This window comes from Corynebacterium sp. HS2168-gen11, from assembly GCF_024834075.1.
Classification (GTDB): domain Bacteria; phylum Actinomycetota; class Actinomycetes; order Mycobacteriales; family Mycobacteriaceae; genus Corynebacterium.
The window spans coordinates 17,097-34,071 of record NZ_JANUXR010000011.1 but is presented as its reverse complement, the minus strand read 5'-3'; the positions used below and the strand labels follow the sequence as shown (position 1 = coordinate 34,071).

At 52.4% G+C, this 16,975-nt stretch carries 14 protein-coding genes; 12 read left to right on the top strand and 2 right to left on the bottom strand.

The genetic code is table 11. The features are described 5' to 3' along the window. Positions 1-4: 4 nt before the first annotated feature. The 5 genes from glp to NXS99_RS08450 are packed head-to-tail and all read left to right on the top strand — an operon-like array spanning position 5 to position 3,966. Complete coding sequence (gene glp / locus NXS99_RS08470) at positions 5-1,270, top strand: gephyrin-like molybdotransferase Glp (protein WP_259288241.1); 1,266 nt, start codon at positions 5-7, stop codon at positions 1,268-1,270. Next, the gene (locus NXS99_RS08465; RefSeq protein ID WP_259288240.1) at positions 1,267-1,965 is read left to right on the top strand and encodes a GNAT family N-acetyltransferase; all 699 of its coding nucleotides are present in this window, start codon (positions 1,267-1,269) and stop codon (positions 1,963-1,965) included. Before glp ends, NXS99_RS08465 begins: the two co-directional genes overlap by 4 nt. A 59-nt stretch (positions 1,966-2,024) precedes the next feature. Beyond that, positions 2,025-2,912, top strand: coding sequence for a gephyrin-like molybdotransferase receptor GlpR (gene glpR, locus NXS99_RS08460; protein WP_259288239.1), 888 nt, complete (start codon positions 2,025-2,027; stop codon positions 2,910-2,912). Positions 2,913-2,918: 6 nt separating this feature from the next. Continuing rightward, positions 2,919-3,335, top strand: coding sequence for a DoxX family protein (locus tag NXS99_RS08455; RefSeq protein WP_259288238.1), 417 nt, complete (start codon positions 2,919-2,921; stop codon positions 3,333-3,335). After that, positions 3,322-3,966, top strand: coding sequence for a zf-HC2 domain-containing protein (locus NXS99_RS08450; RefSeq protein WP_259288237.1), 645 nt, complete (start codon positions 3,322-3,324; stop codon positions 3,964-3,966). Before NXS99_RS08455 ends, NXS99_RS08450 begins: the two co-directional genes overlap by 14 nt. On the opposite strand, the gene NXS99_RS08445 is transcribed toward NXS99_RS08450, so the two are convergent. Beyond that, positions 3,958-5,127: an HNH endonuclease gene (locus tag NXS99_RS08445; RefSeq protein ID WP_259288236.1), complete on the bottom strand. Its 1,170-nt coding sequence runs from the start codon at positions 5,125-5,127 to the stop codon at positions 3,958-3,960. The genes NXS99_RS08450 and NXS99_RS08445 overlap by 9 nt on opposite strands. Positions 5,128-5,212: 85 nt before the next feature. Next, the gene (locus NXS99_RS08440; RefSeq protein WP_259288235.1) at positions 5,213-6,691 is read right to left on the bottom strand and encodes a dolichyl-phosphate-mannose--protein mannosyltransferase; all 1,479 of its coding nucleotides are present in this window, start codon (positions 6,689-6,691) and stop codon (positions 5,213-5,215) included. 223 nt (positions 6,692-6,914) lie between these two features. Here NXS99_RS08440 and NXS99_RS08435 point away from each other — a divergent pair, with 223 nt between their 5' ends. The 7 genes from NXS99_RS08435 (at position 6,915) to NXS99_RS08405 (ending at position 16,974) form a co-directional block, all read left to right on the top strand. Then, entirely contained in the window at positions 6,915-8,684 is a 1,770-nt protein-coding gene (locus tag NXS99_RS08435; RefSeq protein WP_396124848.1) for a BCCT family transporter, read from the top strand. Positions 8,685-8,794: 110 nt separating this feature from the next. Next, the gene (gene rsmI / locus NXS99_RS08430; protein ID WP_259288234.1) at positions 8,795-9,658 is read left to right on the top strand and encodes a 16S rRNA (cytidine(1402)-2'-O)-methyltransferase; all 864 of its coding nucleotides are present in this window, start codon (positions 8,795-8,797) and stop codon (positions 9,656-9,658) included. After that, positions 9,651-11,480 carry a methionine--tRNA ligase gene (gene metG, locus NXS99_RS08425; protein ID WP_259288233.1) on the top strand — a complete coding sequence of 610 codons (1,830 nt, stop codon included), beginning with the start codon at positions 9,651-9,653 and terminating at the stop codon, positions 11,478-11,480. The genes rsmI and metG overlap by 8 nt, the downstream gene beginning before the upstream one ends. A gap of 91 nt (positions 11,481-11,571) precedes the next feature. Beyond that, complete coding sequence (locus NXS99_RS08420) at positions 11,572-12,408, top strand: TatD family hydrolase (protein ID WP_259288232.1); 837 nt, start codon at positions 11,572-11,574, stop codon at positions 12,406-12,408. Positions 12,409-12,608: 200 nt separating this feature from the next. Further along, positions 12,609-13,754 (top strand): resuscitation-promoting factor, encoded by a 1,146-nt coding sequence (locus tag NXS99_RS08415; protein ID WP_259288231.1) that lies wholly within the window; start codon positions 12,609-12,611, stop codon positions 13,752-13,754. 342 nt (positions 13,755-14,096) lie between these two features. Beyond that, complete coding sequence (locus NXS99_RS08410) at positions 14,097-15,716, top strand: ABC transporter substrate-binding protein (protein WP_259288230.1); 1,620 nt, start codon at positions 14,097-14,099, stop codon at positions 15,714-15,716. Between the two features lie 292 nt (positions 15,717-16,008). Beyond that, a complete protein-coding gene (locus NXS99_RS08405; protein ID WP_259288229.1) occupies positions 16,009-16,974 on the top strand; it encodes an ABC transporter permease in 966 nt (321 codons plus the stop codon). Position 16,975 lies beyond the last annotated feature (1 nt).

The following is a 16,975-nucleotide window of genomic DNA, read 5'->3' as shown; positions in this document are numbered from 1 at the left end:
CAACGTGCGTTCCGTAGCAGAGCAACTCGCTTTAGTGACCCAGGCAGCAGTTCATCCCGATCCTGTCCGCATTGCCATTGCTGAAGCCCTCGGGCTGATGTGCGCCGAACAGGTTGAAGCCACTCGGCCATTGCCAGGCTTCGATCAGGCTGCAATTGATGGCTATGCGATTCGTGCCGTTGATGTGGGCGGAGAGCGGGGATTGGGGAGAATCGAAACTCCACTTCCCCCTATTGGAGAAATTTCTTTGCCGGTTGTAGGCGAAGTGCCTGCTGGTAGCAGCCGGCCACTGCGTTTGCAGCCGAAGCAGGCAGTGCGAGTCCACACTGGAGCGCCCCTGCCGACGCTCGCGGATGCAGTGTTGCCATTGGCGTGGACTGATCGAGGACGCAAGCGAGTCACTGCCCTGAAATCGGTGCGAACCGGCGAGTTTGTGCGTCGTCAAGGCGATGATATTCGAGCAGGTGACATTGCGGTGTCTGAAGGGGCAATTATCTCGCCAGCGCATATCGGCCTATTGGCGGCCGTTGGACGTTCGAAGGTATTGGTGTACCCGCGCCCGCGCATGTCTGTGATCTCGGTCGGGCACGAGCTTGTCGATATTGATCGTGAACCATCATTGGGGCAAATCCTGGATGTGAATTCCTATGCGTTGGCTGCAGCTGGCCGTGATGCCGGCGCCGATGTGCATCGCGTAGGCATCGCAGCAGGTGAACCACGCAGATTGCGCGAGATTATTGAGGCGCAAATGCTGCGCAGTGAAATGATTGTGATTTCAGGCGCGGTGGGCGGTTCAGGATCAGCCACGATCCGGGAAGTACTGCAGCAACTTGGCACCATTGACACTGAGCGCGTGGCTATGCACCCAGGCAGCGTGCAAGGCTTCGGACTCTTGGGCGACAAACGCATCCCAGTATTTCTCTTGCCAGCGAATCCTGTGTCCTCGCTGGTAATTTTTGAAATGTTTATCCGCCCGATGGTGCGCTTAAGCCTTGGCAAACGTTCCCATCAACGCCGCGTCGTTCGTGCGCGCGCTCTGAACCGGATCTTGAGCAAAAAAGGTCGCCAAGGTTTGATACGTGCCCGTTTAATGCGCGATGCTGAAACCCAAGACTATCTCGTCGAAGGTATTGGTGGCGTCAACGGGGTCCCAGCGCACCTGCTCGCTGGGCTTTCCGACGCCAACGCTATCATCCGTATTCCAGAACAAACCGTGGAAATCCGGCCAGGCGAGATCGTCGAGGTCATTTTCCTCAGTCAACAAGGATGAAGCAGCTTTTCACACGGCGCACCACGCCAGCCTATGGTCCGCGACACGTCCAGCATCCCGGATGGCTGGAATACACCCAGACCGTGATTGTTGCGGGGCACACACTGCGCTTGCGCCCATTGGAGAAATACGACGGTGATCTGTGGGTTGAGATGCGGCTCCACGACCAACCCTTATTGGAGAAAGTCGAACCGACCACCTCCAACTGGCAAACAGCCCACACGCTGGGCGCATGGCGAGAACTGCTATTTAGCCTGCGTCGAGAAGCATATGCGGGCAGCCTCGTGCCCTTTGCGATTGAACTCGATCACGAATTTGTCGGGCAGCTGACCCTGGGCAACATCCAGCACGGCACCAGTTCCGACTGCACCATCGGCTACTGGATCTTCTCGGGACATGCCGGCAAGGGCATCGGCACCGCGGCCTGCGCGCTCGGGGTTGATCATGCATTCGGACGCGTAGGCGTGCACCGCGTCGTGGCCACGCACCTGCCGGAAAACATCGCTAGCCGGAAAGTATTGGCGCGCAATGGATTTCGCGAAGAAGGATACTTGCGCAAAAATCTTCACATCAACGGTGCCTGGCGTGACCACTACCTGATGGCTCTGACTTACGAAGATTTCCCCAATACGGCAATCCAGCGGCTGGTTGCTGCGTCTTGCATCCAAAAACCAACCATTCAACGGCGAGTCTAATCACACGGCACAACCAGTGCAATAATCTTAAAAGACTATAGGGAGAAAGGGTACCAACAATGACAGGTCTGATCGGGCTTTCCATTATCGTCGTGCTCTGGATTTTTGTGCTTGCGCCATGGATCCTGCGCAGCCAAAAACCCATCAGGAAAGCAGGAGAAGCCTTCAACGACACCCGCGTTATCCATCACGGAGGCAATGCGCTGCGGCAAAGGCGCAAACCGCGTGCGGCGGTGCCGGTTGAGGCGATGGTTGAACCCCCTATTGGAGAACCCGCACCAATACTATTGGAGGAAGATCCGGCGCCACAGCCGCTTATCGACGACGATTCGCCGCAGTATCCAATTGACAACGCCTACGTGGATCCCGAAGACCTTTTGTACTCTGATGTTGAGGAAGATGTCATTTCAGAGGATCACCCTATTGAAGAACCTGAGCTTGTAGAAGCACACAGCGAGGTCACTGAACTTACCGAAGAAGATCTTGCCTTTGCGCAGGCGCGTAAAGGCCGTGGCGGGTATGACCCAGTTCAAGATCAGGCTGTTACGTTGACGCGGTATCAGCGTCGTCAGCGGACGCTCGTTGGCTTAGTCGTGTTACTGGCTGTTGCAATTGCTATTGGGGTGTTCCTCGGCGGTTGGTATTGGGGAATTGCGGTAGGTGCAAGCGCCTTAACCACATTGTATTTGGTTGCGCTGCGGGCTCAGGTAAAAGCAGAAACCGAGCTGCGTCGGCGTCGCATGCAACAACTCCGCCGTAGTCGACTCGGAGTTCGAAGTGTTCAAGACGAAGAACTCGGCATCCCGAAGCGTCTTCGCAAGCCGGGCGCAGTAGTACTTGAAATTGACGATGACTCCCCGGATTTTGTTGAACTTGAGGTTGTCTCTGCACGAGACTATTTCGACGTTGATGATGTACACGAGTTTTCTGAGTTAAGGGTAAGTTAATCATCCATGGATAAGCCGATCGTCAGAGATCTTGCGCTGCTGGTGTACCGATCCGTGCTGGGCAGCATCTTCGTTGCTCACGGGCTCCAACGTGTTTTTCTGCAAGGGCTTACTGAAACAACGACAAAGTTCACGACTCTGCACATCCCGCAACCGAAACTATCTGCATATCTTGTCGCGGGGACAGAACTGTTTTGTGGAGCACTGTTGATTATTGGCATCTTAGCCACATTATTCGCCAGTATATTGGCGTTGCTAGCATTGTTAGCGCTCTATTTCGTCCACCTTGGTCATGGATTTTTCATCGAAAACGGTGGATTTGAATATTCACTTGTGTTGGCATGTTCGTTGTTGTTGGTGGTGATATTTGGGCCTGGGCGACTGAGCCTAGATTGGGTATTGGTGCGTCATGATCAACTGTGATCGCGTACAGGCAGCGTTGTCTGCACGTCTTGACGGTGAAATAAGTCCGCTCGCCGATGACGTTGTCGATACGCATCTAACAGGATGTAAGAGCTGCCGCGAATACTACGAAACTGCGGCATTGATCAATCGCAAAATTGTTTTTTCTCAAGATCCTGACCGCATGACTCCAGATCTCGCGGATACTATCTTGCAAGGTGTGGAATCGACGTGGCGTCGACAAGCTTCGTCGCGTGCAGTTGCGATTGCGCTGTCGCGTGTGGGACTGGGCGTCGCCGGCGTGGCGTGGATGCTGTGGGCGGTGTATCTCCTCAGTGAAATAAGTATTGGCGGGAATGATCCGATTTTGAGTTCCGTGATCGTTGAGGCCGCTGCGATGCGGTGCGCCCTGGGATTCGGGTTGTTATTTGCAGCGTGGCAAAGTCGTATCGTTGGCGGGATTTTGCCAATATATGGGGCGCTGTGGATGTTTAGTGTTGGTTTCGCAGTGCGCGATATCGTATTGGGCACCCTGATTGCCGATTCGATGAATCAGCTTGCGCTGCTCGCCGCCTCAGTGCTGTTGCTGTTGTGGTGCTGGTTGAATGAAAAAGGCTGGGCACTGTTGGATTGGCTGCTGAAGTCAGCCTGATATAGGCCCATGTTCCCCAATAGGGGCGGGCCCGAGCGCGCGCACGGCCACGGCCTGTGCGCCTTTTTCAATGGCGGGATGAAGATTTTTTCTCACCCGCCCGTCGGGGTATCGGTGTGTGATAAGCCCGGTTGCAGGATCAGCTTCAACACGTCCGTGGCGTGGTTTACTTGGATCGTCGTCGTTTCTGAGGTTGTGGGTGTGGCATAACGGGCACAGATTGTCTGTTGTGGTGCTGCCACCTTGGCTAAATGCTTGTATATGGTGGATGTCGCATCTGACTGCTGGTGTGTTGCAGTCGGGGTGCTGACAAATCAGGTGGCTGATGATGGCACGGAACCTGTCTTCAGCGTCGGCAAGTCGCCTGATCGGCACGATATCCTGTGGACGCGGGCACCCTTGAGCGTCTTTGTAGAGCGCAACAGCGTAACCTGTTGGGGCGATTTTTTCGTCCAGAAGAGTCTTAACGTCGAGCTCAACGCCATCCGTATTAACCACGCTGCCGTCAATACTAATTTGGGCGTCGTCAAGCGGGACCAGCAAGCATGGCTTGTGGCGGAGATCAAGCTCGCCGATACGCTGCTCGCGTGGGCTGGTGACAGCCTCAAAGAGAGCCTTGGCGTAGCCTTCCGCCTCGTTGATGGCTTGTTCGCTGGCGGCGAGTTCCCGAGCGCGCGCAGTCAGTTGCGTGCGGATACGTTCCATGTGCGCTTCCGGCATCTTCATTGCCAAATATTTCATACCGTCGGCGTCGGCAAGCCGGGAAAAGCGAGCGTACCATGCTCGCGGCCGGTTGAAGCCTTCATTGACGCGTTTGAGCAGATTCCGGATGTATCGGTCAAGCTCAGGCACCGTCAACGTCTCGGCCACGGGAAATAGCTCCATGCGAAATTGCACGGGATCGATATGCGGATTGGCAAGCTTCTTTTCTGTCGTCGAAATGAGCCGCAGCTTATCGACGCTCAGATGATGCCTCATGGCCACCTGCAGTTCGTTGTGCGAGAATACCTCGGTCACCGCCAATAACATTGAGGCGTTGTTAACACTTACGTGCAGCAGGTTGGAGAGGTCTTCTTTGCACATGTTGGCACGCTTGAGATCAGCAAGCAGCTCGGCACCACAAGGTGCCAGGGCTGCAAGGCGATCGAGAATGCGTGTCATGCCCACAGGATATTTGGTGCCAACTCCTACTGCCAACAATTAAAATGTGACATAAATCTGGGAACCAAAATGGCCTGAAAACAGTCTAGGAGCCCCAATACGGGAACCAGAGTAGGGCCGGGAACCAGGATTCTGGCAGCGCATAGCCGTACAGTATTGGGGAAAAGAAGAAAAATTGTGCGGTTGCGGTGCCGACGATCGTGGTGAGCGTCCACAGGCCAATTCGGGGGTATTTGCGCGCCAAATCCCCCAATAGGAGGGTGAGGCAAATGATCGTCATTGGCACCAGCGGCGTGGCGTAGAAGAAATACATCTGCCGGTCGTAGCCGATGAGCCACGGAATGAAGCCTGCCATAAAAACAATCACGGGGATCGCATATTTCCAGCTGCGGCGATACAGCCAGATGCCCAGGGCAAGCACGATCACGGGCACCGTAAGCCACCAGATGGTTGGTGTGCCGAACAAGTAGATCTTTTCCGCGCAGTTGGTGCCGAAGCATTCGTGGTTGCTGGAGTAGTACAGGATGGGTTTTCCTCCAATAAGCCATTCCCATGGTTTGGAATCGAATGGATGGTCATGCCCACTGGAGGTGGTGAGGCTGGCGTGGAATTTCAGCACGGAGCTGTGATAGTGCAGCCAGTTCGCCAATGTATTGGGGAAAAATTGCAACAGGGAAGCCTGATCGATGCTTCCGGATTCTTTGGCGTGGCGAAATACGGCGGTTTCGCTGGCAAACCACGCGCGCCAGCTCCACACGTAGACGCCGATTGGGATGATCACGAGGTAGAAGAATGCCTTAAAGCTATCCAGGAACAGCGTTCCAAAGAAAGCGTATCGCACGTTTGCTTGTCGACGCCTGTGCCAGTCCAAAACTACGCTGGCAATGCCGAGGAACGCCATGTAATACAGTCCTGACCATTTCACCGATACTGCACATCCCAGAAGTACACCTGTGGTCAGCAGCCACCACCTGTATCCAAGGCGTGGTCCGAATTCAGTGCGTGGCGCGGTAGGAAGGAGGGCAGTGGTGCTGTTCCAATCCTTGATGAAGGTGTAGGTCGCCGCGACGATAAAGAAGGTTTGGAAGATGTCGAGCATGCCTGATCGGCTGGTCACAAGCAGGACACCGTCGAAAAGCGCGAGGATGCCTGCGGTGTTCGCGAGTGCTGCGGAGCCAGTGAGTTCGCGGGCGATGGCGCGGATTACGATGATGGTGGCTGCGCCGAAGAATGCGGCGACCACGCGCCAGCCAAGGGGTGTGTAACCGAAAATCATTTCTCCAATAGATTGGAGCTGTTTGGCTAATGGGGGATGAACAACCAGTCCGTATCCCGGGTTGGATTCGATGCCGCCCAGCAGCGGGTTGATGAAGCTTTTGACCATGTCGTATGACTGTGGTGCGTAATGCTTTTCATCGAAGAGTGGGGTTTGTTCGTTGTCGGTTTTGGTAAAACTGACAAAGCGCGTGATCAGTGCAGCAAAAAATAGCAGCGCGTATGACATGCGTTCGTTGGTGTGCGTGATAGGTTTTTGCTTTGCTGGGGCAGTCTGTAGGTTGCTCACTGTAATTATATTAGGGTGTGTGTTTACTTGGAGAAAGTTCCCCAATAGGGGGATTGTTACCAATCTGTGATCTTGTAGCCCCCGATCCCTACCACTACCTGCTCATTTTACTTTATAACGTTTCCATAACATTCTAACCTTTATTGAAAAAAATAACTGAAAACAGCTCCAATTATTTGCATTTCACCCCAATCTGACCCACGCTTGTTATATGGAAAAATCTATGAATGAGACTGCTGAAGGCGAGAGACAGCTGCCTTCAGAGGCAGTTCATGCCACTGATCAGCCAGGTTCGGCAACGCATCAGTTGGCCTCGATGCTGTCTGGAAAAACTGATATTGCCGAGATTGTGCGCGATGCCGAAGACGAAATCGTATTCGAAGGTGAGTCTGAAGATGCATCTGTAGATTGGGGAATCGCAATTCCGGCGTTCCTGGTTGTCATGAGTGTTGTGGCATGGGGCTTCTTTAAAAAAGATAGCTTTTCAGAGATCTCCTCTGTAGCCCTAGGGTTTGTGATCACCAATTTTGGCTGGGCCTTCATATTTGGCTCCTCAGCATTTTTGTTCTTCGCAATTTTTATTTCGTTGAGCAAGTTCGGCTCTATTAAATTGGGTCGCGATGACGAAGCGCCTGAGTTCTCCACGGTGAGCTGGGTGGCGATGATGTTCGCTGCTGGTATGGGTATTGGTTTGATGTTCTATGGCGCATCTGAGCCACTGACGCACTACCGCAATGGTGTACCGGGCTATGAGTCCCAAAACGTCGCAAAGGCTATGGCTACGACGCTGTTGCACTGGACCTTGCATCCATGGGGCATTTATGGTCTGTTTGGTTTGGCAATCGCGTATTCGACGTTCCGTTTGGGTCGCCGCCAGCTGTTTAGCGCTACCTTCACCTCGGTTTTGGGTGAGAAGGGTGCTCGTGGCTGGCCAGGTCGTGTGATTGATATTTTGGCAATTATTGCCACCATCTTCGGTACTGCAGCGTCTCTGGGCGTGGGGGCAACACAGCTTTCCGCTGGCCTGTCCGCTGTGGGATTCGTTGAAGATCCGTCCACCAAGACCATGATCACAATCGTCGCAGTCTTGACGCTCGCGTTCTTGGCATCTGCGATGTCTGGCGTGGGTAAAGGCATTCAGTACGTTTCGAATATCAACATGATTCTTGCCGCGCTCATGGCGTTGTTTGTGTTTGTGTTCGGCCCGACCGTGACCATTTTGAACTTCATCCCGGCCTCAATTGCAGCCTACCTTTCGAACTTCTTCGAAATGATCGGCCGTACCGCTGAATATGCCGATGGCACTGCTGGCGACTGGCTGGGCGGCTGGACCATCTTCTATTGGGCATGGTGGGTTTCCTGGTGTCCATTCGTGGGCATGTTCTTGGCGCGTATCTCCCGAGGTCGTACCATCCGTGAATTCCTGATGACCGTCATGCTGATCCCATCGGCTGTTGGCGTGGTATGGTTCTCCATTTTCGGCGGCACCGCGATTCATCTCGAGCAAAGCGGCAACTCCATCTACGGTGAGGGCAAGGCTGAATTCCAGCTCTTCGACCTCCTTTACACCCTGCCTGGTGGCCAAATCGTCAGCACCATCGCGATGATTTTGCTGGCAACATTCTTCATCACTTCCGCCGACTCCGCATCAACCGTGATGGGTTCGATGAGCCAACGCGGCCAAACCGATGCAAACAAGTACGTATCCGCTGGCTGGGGTGTACTGGTCGCCTTAGTTGGTATGACGATGCTGCTCACTGGTGGTAAGAATGTGCTGTCGAATCTGCAAAATATCACGATTGTGGCGGCCTCGCCGTTTATGATTGTCGTATTCCTCATGATGATCGCACTGATTAAGGATTTGCGTAACGACGCAATTTACCTCGACTATCGTGAACAACAACGATTCGCGGCTCGACTTGCTCGTGAACGACGCATTCACCTCGAACATCAAAAGAAGATGCGGGCAAAGCGCAAGCGCCGCGTCAAATAATCTTTACTTCAGCCAGCAGAACATGCATCTGCTGGCTGTTGTCTTTTCTCGCCAGCAAATACTCTTAAACGGTACGCTTAGAGTCAAGCGTTCTGAAGGAAGGAAGCATCGTGGAATCTACTCCATTGCCCACCGGCATTATTCTCGCAGCAACTCCACTTGGCAATATTGGTGATGCCACCCCACGTCTGCGTCAAGCACTTGCCGACGCCGACTATATTGCCGCGGAAGATACTCGCCGCACCCGCCAGCTTGCCGCTGCGCTCGGAGTAGAAATTCGCGGTCAAATTGTGTCGAATTTTGACCACAATGAACAAGCCAGGGTCACGCAACTCTTAGAATATGCCCGCACTGGCACTGTGGTAGTGGTCACAGATGCTGGTATGCCAATTGTCTCAGATCCAGGCTTCCCGCTGATTGCTGCTGCGCATGATCATAATATTCCGGTGACCTGTTTCCCAGGGCCTTCAGCCGTGCCAGTCGCACTTGCCCTATCGGGGCTGCATGTCGGCAAATTCGCCTTTGACGGTTTCGCCCCACGCAAACCTGGTGCACGAAAAGCATGGTTGGAAACCTTACGCACCGAACAACGCGCGGTATGTTTTTTCGAATCTCCACACCGCATCGCAGAAACCTTAGCGGATGCTGCAGCAGTGCTTGGCGACCAGCGTCGTGCAGCAGTAGCCAGGGAACTGACCAAGACCTATGAAGAGGTCAAAAGGGGAACACTTGCTGAGCTCGCACAATGGGCAGCTGAAGGACTCCGCGGTGAAATCTCAGTGGTCATTGAAGGCGTCGGCGAGCCAGAAAGCGTTGATCTGGCAGGTGTGATTACCCAAGCGTTAGATCGTGTGGAAGCCGGCGAGCGCCTAAAATCGGTGTGCGCGGAACTTGCGAGCGTGTATAACGTGAGTAAAAAAGAGCTCTATGATGGTGTGTTGGCTGCACGTGCTAAGGTGAATAACCATGAATAATGTGCTTGTTTCAGTAGCGTGGCCGTATGCAAATGGCCCACGCCATATTGGCCATGTGGCAGGTTTCGGCGTCCCATCGGATGTCTTTGCACGGTATCAACGTATGATCGGCGCGAATGTGCTGATGATCTCCGGTACTGATGAACACGGTACCCCGCTGCTGGTGCAAGCCGATAAAGAAGGCGTATCAGTAAAAGAGCTGGCAGATCGGTATAACCGCCAAATCGTCAATGATCTTGCCGGCCTCGGCCTGTCCTATGACCTGTTTACTCGCACCACGACCCGCAATCATTATGCTGTGGTGCAAGAGCTCTTCCGCGGTCTCTATGACAACGGCTATATGATCAAGCAGACTACATTCGGAGCTATCTCGCCATCGACCGGGCGCACGCTGCCAGATCGCTATATCGAGGGTGAATGCCCAATTTGTCACGCACAAGGCGCACGCGGCGACCAATGCGATAACTGCGGTAACCAGCTCGATCCTGCCGATCTGATCAATCCTGTTTCGAAAATCAACGGAGAAACACCAAAGTTCATCGAAACTGAGCACTTCCTGCTCGACCTCTCCGCGCTTGCCGACGCTCTAGGCCAGTGGCTCAAAGATCGAAAAGACTGGCGACCAAATGTCTTGAAATTCTCCCTCAATTTGCTGGAGGATCTCCGCCCACGTGCGATGAGTCGCGATATTGACTGGGGTATTCCAATTCCAGTGGAAGGTTGGGAAGAAAAGCCAACCAAGAAACTCTATGTTTGGTTCGACGCCGTGATTGGCTATCTTTCCGCCTCCATTGAATGGGCGTATCGTTCTGGCGACCCAGAGGCATGGAAGCAATGGTGGACGAACTCAGCAGCGCGTTCCTACTATTTCATGGGTAAAGACAACATCACCTTCCACTCCCAGATTTGGCCAGCCGAACTGCTCGGCTATCAAGGCAAAGGTAGCAAGGGTGGCGAAGTTCATACCTATGGCGAATTGAACCTGCCAACTGAGGTTGTGTCATCAGAATTCTTGACTATGTCGGGCTCGAAGTTCTCCTCGTCGAAAGGCGTGGTGATTTATGTCAAAGACTTCCTCGCTGATTTCGGTCCAGACCCACTGCGCTATTTCATCGCGGTGGCCGGTCCAGAAAACAACGACACCGACTTTACGTGGGATGAATTCGTCCGCCGCGTGAATAATGAGCTGGCCAACGGTTGGGGCAATCTCATTAACCGCACCGTGTCAATGGCGCACAAAAACTTTGGAGCAGTCCCAACTCCAGGACAGCTTTACGACGCCGACCGTGAACTGCTAGCCAAAGCAGAAGCCGCATTCGATATTGTTGGCGAAGCATTGGCACACTCCCGATTCAAGCAGGGCATTACTCATGCAATGTCTATTGTCGGTGATGCAAACGCCTATATTGCGGAAATGGAACCTTGGAAACTTGCCAAGGATGAGACCCAACGCGAGCGACTTGCCACCGTCCTGTGGACAGCATTGCAAGTGGTCAGCGATGTGAATGTATTGCTCACCCCATACCTGCCACATATTGCACAAGACGTATTTACAACCTTGGGCTTTACTGGCGTGTGGGCGGCAAAACCTCAGGTTGTGGAAGTTACTGATGATATGCCAGTTGAGCCGATCGGTGTTGGCGTGCCAGCAGCAGGGCAGAGTTATCCAGTGATTATGGGTGATTATGCTGAGCAGCAAGCCAAGTGGCAGCGTTTGGATGTTGTGCCAGGTACCGTATTGGAGAAACCAAAACCACTGATTGCCAAGCTTGATCCAGAACTTGGGGAAACCGGTCCAAGTTGGGCGCCAGTAGGGTCGTAGGACTTCGCTTTAAAAAGGGGATGGAATTTTCATCCCCTTTTTTAGTTGCGCCTTAACGGTAGATGTAGTTTGGCCAAGTACGGTAAGACATATGAAAAAGCCTCGTCCAATTCCCGTTCCAGCCGCACGTATCCCTGGATTAACGGATGCCCACACCCATATTGCCAGTGCTGGTGCGCGTACCCCAGAGACCATTCAGGCATATCTGAATCGCGCAGCTGATGCAGGTGTTGAATATTTATGCACTGTTGGCGATGGATTGGCAGAAGCAGAATTGGCCTTTGCTGCAGCCCATGAGGATCCCCGGATTGTTGCAGCGTGTGCTGTTCATCCCACGCGTGCTCGGGAGTTGGATGCTGCCGCGCGGCAGCGTCTGACAGAGATGGCTCACGATCCACGGGTTGTCGCTATTGGGGAAACTGGCCTAGATACGTATTGGATTACGCATGATCCCGAGAATACGGCGTCGATAAGCGAGCAAGAGGAAGCTTTTCGATGGCATATTCAGCTAGCTGTGGACACGGGCAAGGCCTTGATGATTCATAATCGAGAAGCCGATGCGCAGCTTATGGAGGTGCTTGCCGATGCTCCTGTGCCGAAGACCACAATTTTACACTGCTTTTCTTCGCCTTTTGCGGTTGGGAAAGAGGCACTCGAGCGTGGGTATGTGTTGAGCTTTGCGGGTAATAGTACGTTTAAGCGCAATGAACACCTGCGAGAATTAGCGGCCTATGCACCATTGCAGCAAATTTTGGTGGAAACTGATGCGCCGTATATGACTCCAGAGCCGTATCGCGGGTCGCGGAATGAAACGGCGTTGATTGGGCACACGTTTAGCTGTTTGGCGCAGGCTCGAGGTATGGAGGTTGCGGCATTTGCGGCGGCGGTGCGGGAAAACTTCTTGCGGGTGTATGGCTTGAATATATAAAAAATTTTCACCTATTTTTGAGACGCAACCAACCTCATGAGTCACATGTGATTCATGAGGTTCATTGTTTTTCAAGCGTGGAAAATAAACAGTCGCAATCTTTGGGTTGTTACCGTATTGTTATAGAAGAACATATGGCCTGCGTTGTTGCATGTTGGATGTAAACATGTAGGCCAAGTAGTGAAGGATGAGAAACACGAATGGGTAATCGTCAAAGAAAACGTATTCAGACACGGCAAGAAACTTCGATACCATTGCGTATTGCAACTGGTGGTGTTGCGGCTACGTTTGCTGTCTCAGGTATTGCCGCGGTGGCACTCGTAAAAGATGTCACAGTAGAAGTCAATGGACAGACCCATGAGCTGCGTACATTGGCTTACGACGTTGCCGGTGCGCTCGACGCTATTGGTGTTGAAACTGATTCGGATGACATTGTTGCGCCAGCGTTGAGTCAAAAACTGCGCAATCACGAACAGATTTCAGTGCGAACTGCAAAACAGGTCGCTGTTGTCGTTGATGGTAAAGCCTCGACTGTAAAGACGAATGCAACGACAGTTGGCGAGCTGGTCTTGCAAATGGAAGATGTGCCACAAGCTGTGAAAGCACTGGTATTGAGTCAGCCAGCGGAAACGGCACTTAGTGAATCAGGCACCCGTTTAGAAGTTATTACGCCAAAGATTATTACGTTGGTGGAAGCTGGTAAGGCGGTGCATGTTTCCATCTCTGCTGCGACGGTTGCTGATGTTTTAGAGCAACGTGGTATTGAACTTGGAGAGCATGATCGGGTGCAGCCAAGTTTAGATACCGTCATCGTGAATAATTCGCGAATTGTGGTTGATAGGGTAGAGATCACGGAAGTTACCGCTGATGAACCGTATGATGTGCCGCCGGTGATTGTTGAAGATCCGGAGATGCTTGAAGGGCTGGAAGACGAGGAAAAACCAGCTGTAGCGGGTGTGAAATCAGTCACTCGTAAAGTTACTATTGTCAATGGTCAGGAGACTGCGCGCGACGTTATCAGTGAATCGATTGTGGTTCCAGCGGAGCCTGCCACAATCCGCAAGGGCACTCGAGTTTCGCGTGTGCCAGGTGTGCCAACTGGATCAGTTTGGGATGCTTTAGCGCAATGTGAATCTGGTGGAAACTGGGCCATTAATACTGGTAATGGCTTTTTTGGAGGTTTGCAGTTCGCACCGGGAACCTGGTTGGCCTTAGGTGGCGGCGAATTTGCTCCATATGCGCATCTCGCAACTCGAGAAGAGCAGATTGCAGTGGCTCAGAAGGTATTGGCTGTCCAAGGTTGGGGTGCTTGGCCTGCATGTACTGCGAAATTGGGACTTCGCTAGAAGTTTTCTCGTACCAAAACCGAAAGAAATTACCGAACTGTGGTTTCTTTCGGTTTTTTGTTTTCGAAAAACCACATTTTGTACTTGCAGCTCGTTTGAGTAGACATTGACACCCAAACGGGTGTGATTGTGGGGGTAGAATTATGGGGGTATCGCAAGATTTAAAATGGCATGCATTTTGTACTGACCTGCAGTATTGTTGAAGTCATGGCAAGGGTATGTAATCCAAACAACTCTACTGAGGGATTGTGATTTAAAGCCGTTGTTATTTGGTGGGTTATTTAGTACACTCACTTATGAGACATCAGACGTCCGACAACTCAACTCTTAGGAGGTTGGAACATGACGAATACCGCTGAAGGCATGAACCGCCGCGGCTTTTTGAAGATGGCCGGCGTATTTGCCGCTGCTGCAGGTATTACCACCACTGTGAGCGCTTGTGGCTCCAAGGAAGAAAAGCCAGCAGGAGGTGACAAGATGATGGCAGACACCGAGGATTCAAAGATGATGGCGCACGAGATCACCGCAGGTATCTCGTACGAACTCGGTACCAATGGTTATGACCCAATGACCACCACGTCTGCACTCACCATCGCTGCTAACTGGCACACCATGGAAGGTCTCTATGAGATCATGCCTACCCCAGACCGCACGGTTTACCCAGCACTTGCTGCAGGTGAGCCAGAGGTTAATGGCACCAGCGTTGTTGTAAAGCTGCGCGACGGTGCTAAGTTCCACAATGGTGACCCAGTAACCGCTGAAGACGTTGTTTACTCCTTCGAGCGCGTGCTCGATCCAGAAAACAAGTCCCTGTACGCTTCCTTCATTCCTTTCATCGAGAAGGTAGCTGCAAAGGATGAGAAGACTGTTGAGTTCACCCTCAAGTACCCATTCTCATTGGTCAAGGAGCGCTTTGCAGTTGTAAAGATCGTTCCAAAGGCAGTTGTTGAAGCTGACAAGGCTGCATTCGATGCTAACCCAGTCGGTACCGGCCCATGGAAGATGACCGATAACGGTGCTGCTTCCTCGACCGTTGTATTCGAGAAGTTCGCAGACTACACCGGCTCCAAGCCAGCCAAGACCGACAAGATGACCTGGAAGATTCTTCCAGATGCAGCTACTCGTACCAATGCAATCGAGTCCAAGTCTGTTATGGCTATCGACTCTGTTCCTTACCTCTCCATCGATCAGGTTAAGGGTTCTGCAGATGTTGAGTCCGTACAGGGCTTCGGTTTGCTGTTCATCATGTTCAACAATGGTGAGAACTCCGCAATGCATGACCTCAAGAACCGCCAGGGTATCTTGTACTCCATCGACATGGACAAGGTCATCAAGACTGGTCTCTCCAACCAGGCATCCCCAGCTACCTGCTTCGTTCAGGAAAACCACGCTGCATACAAGAAGGCTTCCACCGTCTATGCTCTCGATGCTGCTAAGGCTTCCGAGCTGTTCGCTGAGACCGGCTTGAAGAACATCAAGATGCTGGTAACCAACCATGACTGGGTCAAGCCATGTACCCCAATCATTAAGGAAGCTATCGAAGCTCAGGGTGTAACCGTTGAGTTCGAAGAGCTGAAGTCTTCTGACCTCTATAACAAGATCTCTGAGGATAACAGCTGGGATGTTGTGATCGCTCCTGGTGACCCATCTGTATTCGGCGCTGACGCTGACCTCCTGCTTCGCTGGTGGTATGCAGGTGATACCTGGACCGACGGTCGTATGCACTGGAAGGGCACCGACTCCTACAACAAGGTTCAGGAATTGCTTGGCAAGGCTGCAGAGCAAACCGGTGATGAGCAGGTTGCAACCTGGCACGAGATCTTCGACATCATTTCTGACGAAGTTCCTCTGTACCCACTGTTCCACCGCAAGAGCCCATCTGCTTGGGATTCCAAGGCTCTCGATGGCTTCACGCCAATCTCTCTCACCGGCCTGTCCTTCGTGGACGTCGGAGTGAAGTAATCTACTTCATTACAAGGGAATAATGACCGCGGGGCGGGCGCCTAGTGACCTGCTAGTGAGCTTGCCCCGTGTGTTGTTTCTTCTGTGCGTGTTTCGTACAGACATGCCAGTCAGAGACTGACTTTATTTAGATTGCGCACAATTGTTGCGAAAGGGTAATTGCGCCTAGCATTCCCATAATTATATAGACTTTAAGTTTAAAAGCGCTGGTCGCGCTATGTATTTTCACAGATAATTTTACCTAAAATTTCAATCAACCGCTTCGTTTCTTTTCGAAAGGAGCATTTCTGCTGTGTCAAATCTCATTCGACTTATCGGTAGAAGGCTAGTAGCACTGCCTATTATGATCTTGGGCGTCACATTCCTGGTCTTCTTCGTCATGTCCTTCTCTCCAGCCGATCCAGCTCGTCTGGCACTTGGTGAAGCTGCAAGTGAGGACGCTCTTGAAGCATACCGTGAAGAACACGGTCTCAATCTCCCAATGATGGTTCGGTACGGTCAGTTCCTGATGGGCCTGTTCCGCCTCGACCTTGGTACCTCAAAAGGTAACACCGCAGTATCAGACCTGGTTGCCTATGCATTCCCAATTACGCTGCAATTGACGTTTGTGGGTCTGTTCATCGCCGTGATCATCTCCTTCACGCTGGGCGTTATTGCTGCTTTGTATCGCGATAGCTGGCCAGACCAGATCATTCGTATTCTCTCGATCGCTGCACTGGCAACCCCTTCCTTCTGGTTGGCAATCTTGCTCATTCAGGCTTTCGGTACAGTTCCATCCGGTACTGGCTGGTTCCCAGCACTGATCGGCGACTGGGTTCCATTCTATGAAGATCCAGGCACCTACCTGAACAACATGTTCTTGCCTTCCTTCGCACTGGCTGTGCCAGTGGCAGGTTCTTTGACTCGTGTTGTTCGTACCGCAATGGTGGAAGAGCTTGACAAAGACTATGTTCGTACCGCAATTGGTGCTGGTATTTCAAAGCCAGTTGTGATCGGTCGCAACGTACTGCGTAATGCTTTGATTACTCCAATCACCGTGCTTGGTCTGCGCGTCGGTTACCTCATGGGTGGCGCCGTTATTATTGAGATCATCTTCAACATTCAAGCAATGGGCCAGCTGATCCTCGACGGCGTGACGCGTAACGACGTTTACCTCGTTCAAGGCGTTACCTTGACCGTTTCGGTAGCTTTCATTCTTATTAACATCATCGTTGACCTCCTCTACGTTCTGGTCAACCCGCGCATTAGGAGCGTCTAAT